Raw genomic sequence first — 15,446 nt, forward strand, 5'->3', positions numbered from 1 at the left:
GGAACCGAAAGCATGGGGAACTGATAATCAGGAGTAGATATAGGCTGGATCAAACCTCGTATTCAAAGACATGCCGTGGCAACGAATTTTTATAATCTACCTTTGATACGTCGAAATAAATGACTGTCCAGTCTGGCAATGCCGCTTTCACGGCACGGGCCAGAACAAGTCCTTCCGCCGCATAGCGTTCTATATCAAATGGCGGCTCCAGATGTAGCCATTCCTCTTCGCTATATTCATCACGCTCCCTGTAACTTTTGCCCCACCGCGCCAAATGGTCCCGCAACTGCGGGATGATGGGAAGTTCATCCAGACAGCGCCCTACGCCTTTACGGTCCCACAGAACGCTTTCGTCACCATAAACCCCCATAATTCGAACCCATTTGTCTTTTTCCAGATCGAGTTCCTCATACGGTGCTGTCATTTTCTTTTCCGTGTCTTCGGTTTTGCTGCCCGTTCAGCACGAATACGCTCAAGCAGGATGCTGGCGGGTTCGTCGTTCGGGTCCTGCGGGACGAGTTCGCCCCGGAAGGCTTTGGCGAGAAGGGAGGATTCGAGGCGGTCGAGAAGGATTAGTGAACGATCTGCCTCGTGCTCCAAACGGTTTGCCGCATCAAACCCGGCATGAATTTCTTTAAGGATTTTAGGTTGTTCACTAATAGGCGGAACCGGAATATATGTGCGCGACAGTCCCGCTTTCCCGATATGAATAATATTCACGCCTTGAGTATTTTTGATAAAGGCTCCTGTGCGCGCAAGAAAAAGCAATACGTACCGTAATAATTCAGGAGAAAATGCGTCGGACCGCACTCTCAGAACAGTGTTTTGGAAACATACGTTATCGATCTCCCCTTTCCAGATTGCCGGTTTGCCAACTTCTGATGGGCTACCTGAACCTTCATTAAGAAGAACATCTCCAGATTTGAGTTTAAATACCTCAAACTCTTCTGGAGAAAAATTCATCTCCTTTACATCTGATAGATCCCATCCATCCCAAGTGATATTTGCCGATCTTACGTAAGGACGCATATGCGGGCCGAAGTGATCCTTTGGCGACCGCTGACGTCCCAATTGTACTTCTCCAATTTCCCCGATTTTTTTTCGTGCCCATCCACTTGGAAGGTTTTTACTATTCCAATGAAAAGCTTTTTGTAGCGTAGCAATTTTAACTTGATTTGCGTTCTTCTTTACACGTTTTAACTCCACCCTGGTACGGGCGATGCGGGCGGTCAGACTGTCCAGTTTGGCAACAATGCGGCGTTGTTCAGCGAGAGGGGGAAAAGGAAAGCACATATTTTTTATGCGTCCTCCTGCTACTCGCTGGCGAGTAGTCCCTGTGGCTTCAAACTTCATACGTTCTTGCACAGTTGGACTGTTGAACCATTTCTCAAACCACGCGGGCAAAGCCAATGTGCAGTCACTCCGCCACAATAGAACATCAACAACCGTGATAGCATCCTGATCCAAACCGGGAAAAATACAGGCTCGTCCTATAGGATCAGGCATTCGCGCGATTAAAACATCCCCTTGTTTGAGTTTTGAGCATTTCAAACGCAATGCTGTGTCTTTTGTGAGAAAACGCGCTGATTTATTTATAAACCTACCGACACCTATGTCAGCTAACTGAATGAGCCTGACCTCTCCCAATGGATTCTGATCTTTAGATTCAATCCAGTCACCGTCACTAACATATCCTGCTGCTCCAGCTAGTTCTTCAACAGTTGCTTCAGCCCACCCCTTCGGTAACATCACTCTGCTACCTCCGCTGCGACCACCGCCCCGTCGCCCTCAAGTTCCGCCATCAGCGCCGCAATCTCCTCAAGCGCCGATTTCAGATGCTCCTCGATAGCAGCAGCAATATCCTCTGGTGTTTCCAGCCCGTCTTCGGCCTCATCGGTCGTGTCTTTCAGCCATGTGATATCAAGATTGTCGCCACGGGCCGCAATTTCGTCACGGGTAAAGCGACGGAAACGCCCCTTCTCGCCCTGGTCCCTGCGTTTTGCGCGGCCATTGCGGTCTGAGCCGAAGGCTTCGACGAAATCGTCCAGATCACTGGAGCGGAACGGGTTGGTCTTGCCATAAGACGGTGCGCCAGAGCGAGCATCGTAAATCCAGACGGATTTCGTAGCGTCCCTGACCGGCGCTTCCTCTTCCGAACGGGTGAAGAACAGCACGTTGGTTTTCACGCCCTGCGCGTAGAAGATCCCGACAGGCAGGCGCAGAAGCGTGTGCAGGTCACACCAGTTCATCAGGCGCTGGCGCAGGGCCTTGCCACGCCCGTCATCAAACAGCACGTTATCGGGCACGATCACGGCGGCGCGGCCACCCGGCTTCAGAGCACGGATGCAGTGCTCCACAAAGGGAAGCTGATAGGAAGAAACAGTGGAGGTAATGGTCAGATCATCACGCGTCGGCGGCCCGCCAGCGGGGCCGAAAGGCGGGTTGGTCAGGATCAGATCGACATTCTTGAAGCGGGCCCCGGCACCGGTCGGGCTCAGCGTGTCACCAAGCACGACATTGTTCGGGTCGATGCTGTGCAGATAGAGATTCATCAGGAGCAGACGATAGGTATCGGGCACGTTCTCAATGCCACGCAGGGCATGTCTGATCTGAAATTCCTGCTCTTTTTCTGAAAGATCGAAATATTCGTCCGTCTCGGCTTTCATATGCAGGTTGGCGGCGATCAGGAAGCCACCGGTGCCACAGGCCGGATCTTCGATAATCTCACCTGCTTCCGGTTGCATCAGGCGAACCATGACGTCAATCAGGACGCGAGGAGTGAAGTACTGACCCGCGCCGCGTTTGGTCTCCTCCGCCATACGCTGGAGGAGACCTTCGTAAGCATCGCCAAAGGAATCGCGCTCTTCCGTAAACCAGTGCAGTTCATCAATGGCATTGATGAGTTTCCGCAGGTTTGCCGGATCACGCACGATGGTCGCTGCGTTCTGGAAGATGGCGACGATGGCGCGATCAGAGACTTTCTCGCCATCACCGAGATCAATCAAGGCCTGACGGTAGAGTTTCAGAACTTCGGTCTCGTTGGCCCCCTTCAGGGCTTTCCAACGGTATTTTGCCGGGATGCGTTGCTCAACGCCCTTCTGCTCGGACGCCATTTTCAGAAAGAGCAGGTAGGTCAGTTCCGTAACGTATTGCTGGTAGGTCACTCCGTCCTTGCGAAGGAGCGCGCACAGACGCCAGAGTTTGTTCACGAGATCGGCAGCGGGATTCATAACGTCAGACACTTCCTGTTACGCGGCCTGGCCTTCTTCAGGCCCATTTGACCAGATGGCGGCATTGAGGTCTTTCAATACATCATCAAGGCCGGAAGCAAAGGTCTGGTTGATGACATCGAAACCACCCTGCTGTGCAAAGAGCGGATCGGACAGCAGGGCCGGGTCGCCTACGGGCTGGTCTTTCAGGGCGCGACCGATACGGTTCAGCCACCGGATCTGTTTAGGCGTCCAGCTCCGGGAAGCGAGGATTTTCTGAACGCCGTTTTCCACGCGTGTGGCGTAAGGCACGAGCGGATCCCCCAGAGCGGCCTGACGGACGAAGCCCAGAATATGGGCGGCAATATCGGCATTGCGCGCCGTGCCGTAAGCACGACGGAGACTGGCTTCAGAGAAACCGTGTTCATCAAGCGCCGTTGCAAGGTCCTTGAGGTCCTGCCGCGTCAGATCGCGTGGCTTCTGGGTCGCGGCAACCAGGGCGGGCAGCGTATTCATGTTGGCGCGGACATAGGCCTCGAAACTCTCGATATAATCAGCGGGACTTGCCTGCTGGCCGAATGTATCGGTAATGGAAACCAGTTCATCTTCGTGCTCGGAAATATAAATACCGGTCGGACGTGAGCGACCGCCTGCATTATCGAGAACTGTTGCAAGCGAAGGGTGGCGGGTAAACAGGTCCATCGTTGCTGCTGGCGGCGCGTCACGCAACTGGTCTGGCAAATCAACCAGTGGCCCAAGCACGGCTTCGAGGGATGCCGCGAATTCCGGGTCAACGTGACGGACACGTTGCCGCATCTTAACGACAATCTGATCCCGGACCCAGGCGCGGTCTGCATCGGTCTCTGCACGTTTCAGGTCGCTCAGAAGGGTTGCAAAGCTCAGCGACGGATTGACCACCACCGGCTTCATGTCGGTGACATCCTGAAGGTTGGCGTAGATGTCCACCGCATCGAAAATACGGAAATATTCCTTGCCAATCTCATCGCATTTGCGCGTGGCGCGACCGATCATCTGGTCATACAGGATGCGGCTGTTGACGCGCCGCACGAAGACGAGATTGACGATGGACGGAATGTCGATTCCCGTTGTTAGAAGATCGACCGTGACCACGTATTTCGGGCGTGGATCGCTACGGAAGATCTTGATGCGTTCGTTTGGCCGATCCACCTCCCCTGTAATTTTCTCGACCATGTCGTGAGGCTGCGGACCATATTCTTCCGCGAGCGCCTCACGCAGAGCCTTCACCAGCAGATCAGCATGGGTATCGCGTGCTGCGAAGATGAGCGTCTTTCCGGGCTTGTCTGGTGGACATTCCTGTGCGACCGCTGCCGCTACGGCACGGTTGAAGGCTTCCGTGTGGACCTTCTTATTAAACTCGGCAACTTCGAAATCGACTTCATCTTCAAGATCGAAAAGATCGACCTGATTGGTGCGGGAGTCCACAATAGCAACTTCCGTGCCCGCATCGAAATGGATACCGGTCTGGCTCAGGGCCGTTGTGATGCGGCGCGGCGGACGATGGTCGATCAGGTGGCCATCGATGACGGCCTGGCGATAGCTGTAGTGAAAAACAGGTGCGCCGAAAATCTCGCGTGTGTGTAAAGCGGGTGTGGCCGTCAGGGCAATCTGTGTAGCGTCGAAATAGTCCAGAACACGCCGGTAGGCGGACAGGTAATCGTTCAGATTACGGAAACCAAGATCCTCTTCCCGTAATTCGGCATCCAGCACATAACCGCGATGGGCCTCATCGACGATGATCAGGTCATAGTTTCCCGGTGTGGGATGCTGGTCCTCGGGGTTGTCGAACACGCGGCGGATCATGGCCTGCACGGTGGAAACCTGCACACGGTCCTCAAGGTCGGGAATGGCCTTGTCCATCCCTGCAATCGGGAAGATTTTATCAAACTTCAGCAGGCTGGCGGTTTCAGTGTTGCTCATGGAATCCAGCGTCTGAAGACCAAGCGCCCTGCGATCGACCAGAAACAGGATGCGGCGGAACCGTTCGGCGCGGAGGAGTTCATACATCAGCGCAATGGCCAGACGGTCTTACCTGTTCCGGTAGCCATGGCAACGAGAAGACGCCGTTGCCGCCGTGCAATCGCGTTTTCGATCGCATGGATGGCTTTGACCTGATAGTCACGCAGGCCTGTGACGCCCAGTTGACGATCTGTGTCCTCCAAGGCTGCGGGATTGAGTTTCTGTTCCAGCCGTGCGGTAAGATCACGTGGGGAGAACCAGTCCATCAGCGCGCGCTGGGGTTCACCCGTACGTGCATCCCAGAACCAGATGCCCGATAGCGTTTCCAGTCTGTTAAAATAAGGGCGACCATTGGTCACGAACATGAATGGCACGCGATACGCCATGGCATCGGCCGATGGGGTGAAAGCCAATCTTTGTTCGGAAGCAAGGATGATATCCCGGCCATAGCGCCTGGACTGCCCAAGCCGTTCTGAAACGTTTTTGATCTTTCGTTTGGCTTCTATGACGCCGACAGCCTGTTCGTTGATAAACAGCGCATAATCAACCGGTCCGCTTTCGGTCGGCCATTCCGCGATGGCGATGGCCTGACCGGGCTCGGGGCGCGTTCCTTTGCTATGCTGCAAGGTCCTGCTGTCCACGGTCCAGCCAGCGGCACGAAGCTGGGCGTCGATCAGGACGCGTGTCGTTGCTTCGTCGATTTCCAGTTCCTGAGCTTTCTGATCCGCTTCCTGAGCCAGATCGGAAAGGGCTGCAGCAGGCATTGCCATGGCTTGCGCCTGCACCAGCGCCAGGGCGCGCTCAGCAGTCTGGCGTTCCCTGTCCGCCTCAACGGCATACTGCTCCCAGAAAGCCCGTTCTTCGGCTTCTCTAGAGGCGCGATTTTTCAAGGCATCCTGTATAGCGATTGCTTCCTGCGCCACCAGTCGCGCCTTGGCTTCAGCGTCCGTACTTTCTGCAACGGCTTTACGGAGAGCTTCTATTTCCTCACGCAGGGCAGGTGTTGCATCTTCCGGCGGACGCGGCGGAACGAATGGACCAGCACGAAAATTCGGGGCATGATTATAGACCTGATGAAACCAGATGCCGATAAGCCGGGCCATCTTGAGGGATTCGAGAGCCTCGGAGCGTGTGCCTGTGTTTTCATGAACGGCAGTATTACCGACGCGCTTGATATGGAAGAACAGATCCGCAATCTGACGTTGCAGCAGTGAACATCTCTGGAGGACACGCAGTACTTCATCAAAAGTAGCATGCGTGTCGGGCAGTTCACCATGCCGGGCAGCGATGTCCTTGGCCGTCAGTTCCGCAAACTGCCGTATCTTGATGAGCGCAGTCGGAGGATCGAGAAGAAAGAAATGCTCAGCCAATTGCCCCAATTTGGCCAGTTCCGGGGCCTTTTTTGCCAGAAAGGCAAAGTTGCCCGTGTTTTCCGTCATCCCCTTCATCTATCTGGCCTTTACCATGATCCTATCAGCAGAAACAATTTCTGACATAAGAGCCATGTAGTCAAACCGAACGCCGGACAACGGTGACTAGGTCAGATCCACCAAGGTTTGCAGCAGGGCGTCCCATACGCCCAGTTCAGCCCAACGGCGAAACCGGACATACACGGAGTTCCTCTTGCCGTAGCGCTCATGCATGTCCCGCCACCTGGGGCATCCAGTGCGCAGGACATGCAGCATGCCATTAAGGAACAGGCAGTTGTCTCCGGCTGGTCGAGCCCAATAGACTTGTAACGGTTCTGTGCCGGTCAGGAAGTGATTATGCCACTCTTGCTTCAAAAGCGAGAGGCTGATATCACCCGGATATGAATGGCGTCGACGTGGATTATAGAAACCATTGATATACTGGAAGATGGGGGCAGTAGCCTGACGGTGGGTTGGCCAGTTCTGCCTCCAGAGCCATTCTGCCTTCAGGCTTTTGAAAAACGTTTCGACAGCAGCGTTGTCAAAACAGTTTCCCTTTCCGGACATTGAAGCCAGCAATCCATGGACCAGCAGCTTTTTCTGGAAATCATGGAAGCCATACTGGCTGCCACAATCGGAATGGAAAATGCAGCCGGGCGCCGGTTCACGCAGCCGCACCGCCATATCCAGGGCACGGATGGCCAGATCCTTTTTCATCCGGTCGCTTACGGCCCACCCGATCACACGACGACTGAACAGATCGATAACGGCAGCCAGGAACTGGAATTGAGCTGGAGTTTGTCCCCATTGACCCGAGCGCTGGCGAACTGAAGAGTGCTGCCTTCAGTCGATGACACCGGGCACTTTCCAGTTGGTATCGCCTATGCCGTCGCCGGCAATTTTGCGCACCGCGCCCACCAGTTCATGGTCCCAGATGCGACCATAATCGGGGCCGGTTACGGCGCGCAGTTCCATCCGCCATCCTCGGCTTCCAGCGTTTTCACCAGTTCGGCGCGGTGCGACAGCAGCCCGTGCTGCAGGTTGATCGCCGCCAGCGGTGCGGGAAGATTGCGCAGGTACGACGAAGGTGCTCCCACCAGACTGCACATCTGGCCGAACGACCAGTGCGTGGGCGCGATCGGCTCATTCTGCCCCGGCACGGTGAGCGTCAGGCGCTCGGCATTGTCGTGCGAGGCCTCGACGCGGATAGCGCGGCTCTCGACGGTGCGGGCGGTGGCCCGATCCGCACGGGCAAGAGTGGCCACGTGCAGGTCGGACAGGGACAGGTAGCGCTCATCGTCGGGGCGCGAAAATTATTCGGACGATACGCGGGCGCTGCGTTCGCCGCGCGACGGATCCACGCGGAAACCGGCGCGACCGGAAGCAAGAAACTCACTCATGGAAACTCTCCTCTAAATGCCGGTTATTCGGCATCAGAGGCGAAGCCTCCCTCTCACTCCTTTCCGGTCGAGCCAGCATGGAAAATCGCGCCTGACCGATCCCCAAGGGGGGCCGCTTAGCCGCCCGGAACGACAGCTATGGGGGGACAGCAGAATGTCGGTTATTGGGAAGCGATTACCGAAAGCAGCCATTCTCTGCGCTCATGTTAATAACGGCTACCGACCAGAAGCGGCCGTTTAGATCAGGCACCCAGCATGTCTTCTTCTGACATAACCTGCCAAAAGCCGGGTAACGATCCGATCCCGAGGCGGAGAAATTTGGCGAGCACGAGCAATATCTACTGCACTCACGTCTTGGCAACCATCAGACGACAAGCAAGCTCGCGCTCTCCCCACCGGGTCGAAAAAGCGTCGGAAACCTCAAACCAGCTCCCGTCGCTGCCTGCACCGTGATGGACGCCCATACAGGAACATTGGCACTCATGGCCCTTGGCGTTCTGGCAGGAGGGTGAGCAGATTTCCTGCTCACGATACGGCTGGATCACATAAAGGCGGCCATATTTCTGCAGCGCGCGATTCACGAAATCATCGAACCAGGCTTTCGGGGTTTCCCAGAACTTGCGCGATGCGATCCAGCTTGGTGTAGTGCGGCGCGCGTTTTGCAGCCATTGCCGGTTATTGCCATCGAACGGCAACCGCACCCGCAGGAGCTCGCCTTTCCCCGTGCGCCGCAGAATGACGGGGATCTCGTCTTGCTTCCAAATGGCTTGGATCGACTGTTCCATGAAAGACCAACATTAGCAGGTTCGTCTCCGACCCTAACAGCTAGAAATTGACGATGATCGGAAGCACTGGAACATAGCAAAAACAACGATCCTCCGATACACTTTTCGCGTAACGATCGTCACCGTTGTGGGAGACCTACCCTAACCGCCTGCGCGTCCGCGAAGAAGGCGCATCCCGCCGGTTTGCTCCTGTATCAGTGAGCAGACAGGCAGATCGTGGGAGCCGAATGTTCGGTTTCGAAAGTGTATGAAAGAAACCGGAGGTTAAAGGCTTATGTCTTGTTGCCAGGACGATCCTGCATCTTTGTCTCGAAATCGGAAGCATCAAGACGTTAATGGAGCTGGCTTGAGAGGTCTCCGGATGTCCGGTTGACCAGAGGCTTTCGCTCAACACGCGAACAAGGCATACAGCAACTCACAGACTCTAACTCAGAACTGAGGGTATGTTGGGGGTAAGGTCAATCGCATTTTGATGTGCGTGCCGATCGGACATGGAGGTAAGGATGACTGATGAAACAGGCTTATTATGTCCGCCATGGCGAAAGATTTTACCGGCAACGTGCGACCTTCGTGGTAAAGTCCCTTTGAGACACCTAGCATTCAATGAGTAAGCCATCTCTCCCGACGATAAAACGGCTCTTCGCGCAGGCGGGGCGACGCTGCGCTTTTCCGGGGTGTCCGACGCCAATCGTGGGTAAGAATGGAGCGATCATCGGCGAGATCTGCCACATCAAAGTCCGCAATGCTGGCGGGGAGCGTTACGATCCGCACCAAAACGAGACGGAACGGCAGGGCTATGACAACCTGCTGCTGCTTTGCCCAACACATCACAGGACCATTGATGCCCAGCCGGAGGTCTTTTCGGTCGAGCTGCTTCTCGACATGAAAGCGCGGGCCGAAGCGGACAGTCGCGAGCCCGAGCGTCCCGAAGACGCGTTTTTCGCTGCTGCTTTGCTTGCAAAACTTGGCAATACCATAATCACCGAGAACAAAGGCAATATCGCGATCAACAGCCCCGGCGCTGTGCAGACAGGGACGCTCATCTTCAAGACGATGAATAACAAAACAAAGATCCTTCCGCCCGCCGGATCGATCGGAGCTGATGGTGATAAACGGGGCTATGTCAAATATTTAATCGATCGCTACATACAGTTTGCGAAGGCCGGTCCCGGCCGAGCCACACCTTTCAAGCCGGCGATTATCTACACCTCCATCAAGCGGGAGTTCGGGGCTCAGTGGGAGCTTGTGAGCCTCACTCGCTTCGCAGAACTGTGCCTCTATCTCGATACGCGGATCAGAAAGACAAGCTCGGTAAGATCAATGCGACGAAGGGACAGCCGCTCTTTTCAAGTTTCGAAGAGTATCTTCGTAAACACAGAAAATAAGCTGGACGGCTTATTGCGCTTGTCGGGTGCGATTGCCTGAACGTAAGGCAGGTCTCGACGAGTAAAGCGGAATGCGGGAGCGTTCGTTTTGGAGGCAGCCTTGACCGGATGGCTCAATAGCTCGGAATGACCGATGTCGGTGACTTCCGCCGGTCTACCTCACATTTCTTTAGCAGACCGGTGATTTAGGGGGGGAAACGGACGATCGGCTGTCAGATCGGAATAATAGAAATGCAGCCAATCAATACTGTAAAAACCTCTGACAGCCGGACGCCTCAGTAACAACCGATCAGCCCGATTAGGCTTGATCCCAACGATAGCTGCCTATCGCTCCAGATTTCCATCTGCAGCCTCGCCGTTTACGGAATACGACAACATTCAGGAAACTTGATCCACGATTTTTTGAATCCATGTGCTTGTGATGGGCGCATACGGAATCAGCATCCGGTAATAAAACGCGCCATACAGCAGGTCGAGAGTGAGTTCGCCCGCCTCTGGGGATATTCCGAACTGTTCGAGCGCCACCACCCCCGCTTGCCTTCGCGGCGCAATCCATCGATCCCAGAAGGCCTTTTCGAGTACGGAACTGGACTGCGCGGCGGCGATCATGTGCCGCAGGAGTTTCCGCCGTGGTGCGTCCAGCGCCGCACTGAGGTCTTCAAGCGCGAAAACGAGTGTCTGCCTGACATCCTGCCCCGTTCTGTAGGCAATCTGTGGGGTCAGTTCCGACAGGAATGCGTCCATCACAACGGCAGCGGCACTGTTCCAGCGCCTGTAGAGCGTTGTTTTCGCCACCCCTGAATGACTTGCAATCGCCTCCATCGTTACCCGCTCCGGGCCCAGATCATAGGCGAGTTGCAGCGCTGTCCCCTGTGCGGCCTCGGTAGCCTGCCGACTGCGTTTGCGGCCGCTTCCTGTTGAGGAAGCTTTTGCAGCATGAGATGGGTCGGGAATGTTCAAGATCGTTCTCCAGCACACTGCGGGAAAACTGCCACCGTCCGATGTTTTTCGCAACGATCCGTATCGATTATTGACTACGATACGGATCGTATCGTAAGTATTGCTCCGGGCCTGATAACGCTCAGGACAGGACAGACAACGGAGCAGACCTGTGATTGGACAATCCATCCAGAAATGGGACGCCCTCGACAAAGCCAGAGGGGCTTTCCCCTACCCTTCTGACCTGTATCGCGACCACTGTGTTCATCTCAGGGTCCTGCGCGCCGGACGTGCCCATGCCCGGATCGTGTCAATCAATACGGATGCGGCACGGCAGGCCCCTGGGGTCGTGCGGATTCTTACCCATGCCGATATTCCGGGCCTCAACAGTTTTGGCCTGATCGCGCCCGATCAACCTGTCCTGTGTCATGACCGGGTGCGCTTTTGTGGTGATGCCGTAGCTCTTGTAGTGGCCGAGAGCGAGCAGGAGGCGCGTCATGCCTGCAAGCTGATCCACGTCGAATATGAAGACCTGGCCGCCCTGCTGGATGCGCGGCAGGCACTCGCCCCCGATGCGCCGCAGATCGGGCCAAACGGCAATCTGTGCCATGAGGTCGATCTGGGTTTTGGCGATGTAGATGCCGCGCTGGAAGCGTCCGACCACATCGTGCGCCTGACCTACATTACGGGGCGGCAGGAACATGCTTTTCTGGAGCCCGAAGCGGGCATCGCCTGGCGTGATGAGAAGCAGCGGATCGCCATAACCTGTGGCGGACAGAACCCTTTTGCTGACCAGAAGCAGATTGCCGCCATCCTTGGTGTTCCGCTGGAGCAGGTCCATGTGTCGCATCCACATGGGGGCGCTTTTGGCGGCAAGGAAGACCTGAATGTTCAGGCCCATCTGGCACTGGCGTACATGCTACGGGTCGCCCTGCCCGCTATGTCTATGAGCGTGAAGAAAGTATTGGCTGTTCCGTCAAGCGGCACCGCTTTGAGGTCGATGTCGCGGTGGGCTGTGATGCCACGGGCAGGCTGATGGGCTTTAAGGCCAGCCTTCTGGCCGATACCGGGGCCTATATGACGTTGGGGCCGGCCGTCCTTGTTCTTGCAGCCGAACATGCGTCCGGTCCCTACCGTTTTCAGGCCAGCCGGATTGAGGGCAAGGCCGTCCATACCAATACCGGCAATGCCTCGGCTTTTCGCGGGTTTGGCAATCCGCAGGTCATTTTGGGCATTGAGCAGGCGATGGACGCGCTGGCGGCGAAATGCGGCATGAACCCGGTTGATTTCCGGGTGCAGAACCTGCTCCGCGGCGGTGACCGGGCCGGGGCCGGGCACATCGTGCGCAACGATGTCACGCTGCCACGCCTGATTGCCGCAGCCCGCAAGGGGCCGTTACTCCGTGCGCCTGAGGCGGAGACCCTGCGGCCAGACGCGGATGGGAAGCTGCGCGCGACCGGCTTTGCCTTTGTCTGGCAGGGCTTCGGCTGGGGGCCGGGGCCGAACCCGGTTCCAGCGTCACCCTGCGCCGCGACGCGAACGGCCAGTTCTGGCTGGACTGTTCGAGTGCGGACCTTGGCGAGGGCAATCTGTCCGCATTCCAGCAGATTGCAGCATCCGGACTAGGTTGCGCGGCGCATGACATCGGGCTTGATATCGGCACGACGGATAATACGAATTCGTGGTCCACGAATGCCTCCCGCTCGGTGGTCGTGACGGGCAATGCCGTGGCGAAGGCCGCCCGTCAACTGGCAGTGCGGATTGATGCAGGTGAAAACGGAGTACTGGAGGAGACCGCACATTTTGCACCGGATTTTCCAGAAAAACTGACACTGGGCGCGCCGCACGTGGGGTATTCCTACGGTATACAGGCCGTTCGCATTGCGCTGGATACCGCGACTGCGAATGTCACGATAGAAGAAGTCGAGACATGGCTCGATGCCGGAACAGTCATCAATCCTGATGGGGTGACAGGCAGATCGAAGGCGGTCTGGCGCAGGGGCTGGGCTTTGCCTGAGTGAAGACCTTGTGCAGCACGAGGGGTGTGTCCTGAACAACCGTTTCTCGTCCTACATCCTGCCCACCATCCGCGATGTGCCGGTGGATGTCCGTGTTCACCTGATCAATCACCCTGATGCGTCAAATCCGCTGGGTGCGCGCGGCATTGCGGAAGTCGGCCTGACACCTGCGGCGGCAGCCATTGCCAATGCCCTTGCGCGCTGCCTTGGGCATCGCTTTGACCAGTTCCCGATCACGCCGGAGGCCATTCTGCCGGTGATGGAAAAGACCCTGTCATGATCACGTTCCAGCTTAATGGCGCACCGGCCCAGATTGCCCATGAGGGCAAGACCCTTTTGCAGGTCCTGCGCGATGATCTGCACCTCAGCGGCGCCAAGCTTGGCTGTGGTGAAGGCGAATGCGGGGCCTGCACGGTTATGGTGGATGGGCGGCCAGTCTGTTCCTGCCTTGTAGCAGCCGAAACGCTGCAAGGCGCTACGGTGACAACCATTGAAGCCCTGGCCCGGACGACGGATGGCGCGGAAATCTGTTCCGCCTTGGCGCGCACGGGCGGGGTGCAATGCGGTTTCTGCACGCCGGGCATTGTCATGGTCTGGGCCGGACGGCACCGTGATGACAGCCCCGATGATGCCCTTGAGGGCAATCTCTGCCGGTGCACGGGCTATGTGAAAATCCGCGCGGCGCTGGAGCAAGCAGCCTGCCTTCCGCCACGCAGGGGCACCATTTCCGGCAAGGCGGACCTGTCCTTGCAGGACGGGCTGGCGCGTCTGGCCCAAAACCCCGACCTGGTCCCGATCGCGGGGGGAACCGACCTTGTGGTGCGCGCGGGCCATGCTCTTGGCACCCTCCAGCTGTTTTCGCTTGAGCAGCTGGATGCGCCGGAACTGCATCAGGTTTTTGGGGAGGATGGCAATCTCGTCATCGGTGCCTGATGCGCTGGCAGGACATCCTGCATGATCCTGTCATCGCGCGCTCTGTGCCCATTCTCAGGGATGTCGCGCATGGGGTTGGCAGCCCGCAGGTCAGGAATGCCGCGACCATTGGCGGCAATGTGGCCACCGCCTCCCCGGCAGGAGACGGGCTTCCCGCACTGGTGGCCCTTCAGGCCCGTGTCCGGCTCATCCATCGCGATGGAAGCCGGGAAATGCCCGTTGCCGCGTTCATCACGGGGGCCGGGCGCACGCAACGCAGGGCGGGAGAACTGATTGCTGGCTTTGTCATTCCCGCAAAATGCCTGGGCCAGCCGCAACTCTTTACCAAGGTCGGCCCGCGCAAGGCGCAGGCGATCTCGAAACTGTCCCTCGCAACGGTCGGCGTGCCTGATGACCCGGCCGGGATCAGCTTTGCGTTCGGGGCGGTCGGTCCCGTTCCCATGACATGCCCGAAGGCGCATCATTCCCTTGTCTCAGGGGCGCGGAATGACGCGCATCTCAACGCCGTGGCTGACCTGGCCATGTCCGAAATCACGCCGATCGATGATATGCGCTCCACCGCCGCCTACCGCAGGCGCGTGGCCGGCAACCTTCTCCTGCGGCATTGCGGGGTGCTCTTCAGCCCTGTAGCGCGCAGAGGCGACGGATAATGTCCTCTATCTGCCTACGGTCCAGCTTGGCATGATCCACCGAGCATGAATGCCCATGCCCTCGACCAGAGCATCGAGTGCGCGGCAGGTCAGGGGATCAAAGAAGCGCCCCAGCGCCTCCCGACTGGCCTGCATCCAGTCGCGCATAATGGCCGCGAGTTCGGGCTTGCGGGCGGCAAAGGCGTATAATTCATAACTCAGCAATAGCGTGCGCGGCGTGGACCAGATGTTTCCGGCAATGATATCGACAATTGCCTGTATTGCCTCCTCCCGGTTTCCGGCCTCGGCCAGCCGCCCGACAAACGCTGCGGAACTGGCATGGGCCACCTGCGTGAAAGCCAGATGCAGCAGGTCGTCCATACCGTTGAAATGGTATGTCATCGAGCCAAGCGGCACGCCTGCCGCCTCGGCCACACGGCGGTGCGTCGTGCCCTGGACGCCATGTTCCACGATCACGTCTAGAGCCGCATTGATGATGCGCTGCTTGCGGTCGGGGTCAGGCCGACGGATGGCTGAAGGGTTGCTCGACATGAGGAAACAGGTTTAGCCTTGCGCTATGTGTACGTTCGTACACAAGATGAATATCTCAACGATGCGGGATGGTAGCAGTGAGCGAGAATACCGGAAAGAACACGCAGCCCGGCATGACACGGCGCACGGTCATCGCAGCAGGCGCAGCAGCCGGTGGCATGGCCCTGGCAGCCGGGGCGCAGTCGCCAG

The 15,446-nt window shown here is 57.2% G+C and carries 14 protein-coding genes and 3 pseudogenes; 7 read left to right on the plus strand and 10 right to left on the minus strand.

Annotated features, from left to right (window positions below; translation table 11 throughout):
- Positions 1-49 precede the first annotated feature (49 nt).
- The 8 genes and pseudogenes from JCM25156_RS01345 to JCM25156_RS01385 all read right to left on the minus strand — a co-directional run bounded on the left by JCM25156_RS01345 (position 50) and on the right by JCM25156_RS01385 (position 8,801).
- Complete coding sequence (locus tag JCM25156_RS01345) at positions 50-424, minus strand: hypothetical protein (RefSeq protein ID WP_025811737.1); 375 nt, start codon at positions 422-424, stop codon at positions 50-52.
- Positions 421-1,749 (minus strand): restriction endonuclease subunit S, encoded by a 1,329-nt coding sequence (locus JCM25156_RS27405; protein ID WP_084296387.1) that lies wholly within the window; start codon positions 1,747-1,749, stop codon positions 421-423. Before JCM25156_RS27405 ends, JCM25156_RS01345 begins: the two co-directional genes overlap by 4 nt.
- A complete protein-coding gene (locus JCM25156_RS01355) occupies positions 1,749-3,230 on the minus strand; it encodes a class I SAM-dependent DNA methyltransferase (protein ID WP_025811740.1) in 1,482 nt (493 codons plus the stop codon). Before JCM25156_RS01355 ends, JCM25156_RS27405 begins: the two co-directional genes overlap by 1 nt.
- 18 nt (positions 3,231-3,248) lie before the next feature.
- Positions 3,249-6,655 (minus strand): annotated as a pseudogene (gene hsdR / locus JCM25156_RS20555) (type I restriction-modification system endonuclease).
- 87 nt (positions 6,656-6,742) lie between these two features.
- Entirely contained in the window at positions 6,743-6,991 is a 249-nt protein-coding gene (locus tag JCM25156_RS31915) for a transposase (protein ID WP_277909311.1), read from the minus strand.
- Positions 6,972-7,396, minus strand: a pseudogene (locus JCM25156_RS27410) (IS3 family transposase); the annotation flags it as partial. The gene JCM25156_RS31915 and the pseudogene JCM25156_RS27410, both read right to left, overlap by 20 nt.
- Before the next feature lie 66 nt (positions 7,397-7,462).
- A pseudogene (locus tag JCM25156_RS20565) lies at positions 7,463-7,887 on the minus strand (DUF932 domain-containing protein); the annotation flags it as partial.
- Positions 7,888-8,363: 476 nt separating this feature from the next.
- On the minus strand, positions 8,364-8,801 hold the full coding sequence (locus JCM25156_RS01385; RefSeq protein ID WP_025811744.1) for a hypothetical protein: 438 nt from the start codon (positions 8,799-8,801) through the stop codon (positions 8,364-8,366).
- Positions 8,802-9,491: 690 nt separating this feature from the next.
- Here JCM25156_RS01385 and JCM25156_RS20570 point away from each other — a divergent pair.
- A complete protein-coding gene (locus tag JCM25156_RS20570) occupies positions 9,492-10,226 on the plus strand; it encodes a hypothetical protein (RefSeq protein ID WP_051577444.1) in 735 nt (244 codons plus the stop codon).
- A gap of 338 nt (positions 10,227-10,564) precedes the next feature.
- Here the strand turns inward: JCM25156_RS20570 and JCM25156_RS01395 are convergent, their stop codons facing one another.
- A complete protein-coding gene (locus JCM25156_RS01395) occupies positions 10,565-11,146 on the minus strand; it encodes a TetR/AcrR family transcriptional regulator (RefSeq protein ID WP_242402382.1) in 582 nt (193 codons plus the stop codon).
- A 151-nt stretch (positions 11,147-11,297) separates the two neighbouring features.
- On the opposite strand from JCM25156_RS01395, the gene JCM25156_RS31920 reads away from it, so the two are divergent.
- From JCM25156_RS31920 to JCM25156_RS20580, 6 genes are read left to right on the plus strand one after another with little or no spacing between them, the layout of a single operon-like run.
- Positions 11,298-12,161 carry a xanthine dehydrogenase family protein molybdopterin-binding subunit gene (locus JCM25156_RS31920; RefSeq protein ID WP_084296388.1) on the plus strand — a complete coding sequence of 288 codons (864 nt, stop codon included), beginning with the start codon at positions 11,298-11,300 and terminating at the stop codon, positions 12,159-12,161.
- A complete protein-coding gene (locus JCM25156_RS31925) occupies positions 12,089-12,751 on the plus strand; it encodes a molybdopterin cofactor-binding domain-containing protein (protein ID WP_277909312.1) in 663 nt (220 codons plus the stop codon). The genes JCM25156_RS31920 and JCM25156_RS31925 overlap by 73 nt, the downstream gene beginning before the upstream one ends.
- Positions 12,679-13,146, plus strand: a complete 468-nt coding sequence (locus tag JCM25156_RS31930; RefSeq protein WP_407637085.1) for a molybdopterin cofactor-binding domain-containing protein — start codon at positions 12,679-12,681, stop codon at positions 13,144-13,146. The genes JCM25156_RS31925 and JCM25156_RS31930 overlap by 73 nt, the downstream gene beginning before the upstream one ends.
- Positions 13,147-13,153: 7 nt before the next feature.
- Positions 13,154-13,423, plus strand: a complete 270-nt coding sequence (locus JCM25156_RS01415; protein WP_025811753.1) for a hypothetical protein — start codon at positions 13,154-13,156, stop codon at positions 13,421-13,423.
- Positions 13,420-14,076: a 2Fe-2S iron-sulfur cluster-binding protein gene (locus JCM25156_RS27425; RefSeq protein WP_084296390.1), complete on the plus strand. Its 657-nt coding sequence runs from the start codon at positions 13,420-13,422 to the stop codon at positions 14,074-14,076. The genes JCM25156_RS01415 and JCM25156_RS27425 overlap by 4 nt, the downstream gene beginning before the upstream one ends.
- Positions 14,076-14,726 carry an FAD binding domain-containing protein gene (locus JCM25156_RS20580; RefSeq protein ID WP_051577445.1) on the plus strand — a complete coding sequence of 217 codons (651 nt, stop codon included), beginning with the start codon at positions 14,076-14,078 and terminating at the stop codon, positions 14,724-14,726. Before JCM25156_RS27425 ends, JCM25156_RS20580 begins: the two co-directional genes overlap by 1 nt.
- A gap of 6 nt (positions 14,727-14,732) precedes the next feature.
- Here the strand turns inward: JCM25156_RS20580 and JCM25156_RS20585 are convergent, their stop codons facing one another.
- Positions 14,733-15,257 (minus strand): TetR/AcrR family transcriptional regulator, encoded by a 525-nt coding sequence (locus JCM25156_RS20585; RefSeq protein ID WP_051577446.1) that lies wholly within the window; start codon positions 15,255-15,257, stop codon positions 14,733-14,735.
- Positions 15,258-15,446: the final 189 nt, after the last annotated feature.

The organism is Komagataeibacter kakiaceti JCM 25156 (genome assembly GCF_000613305.1).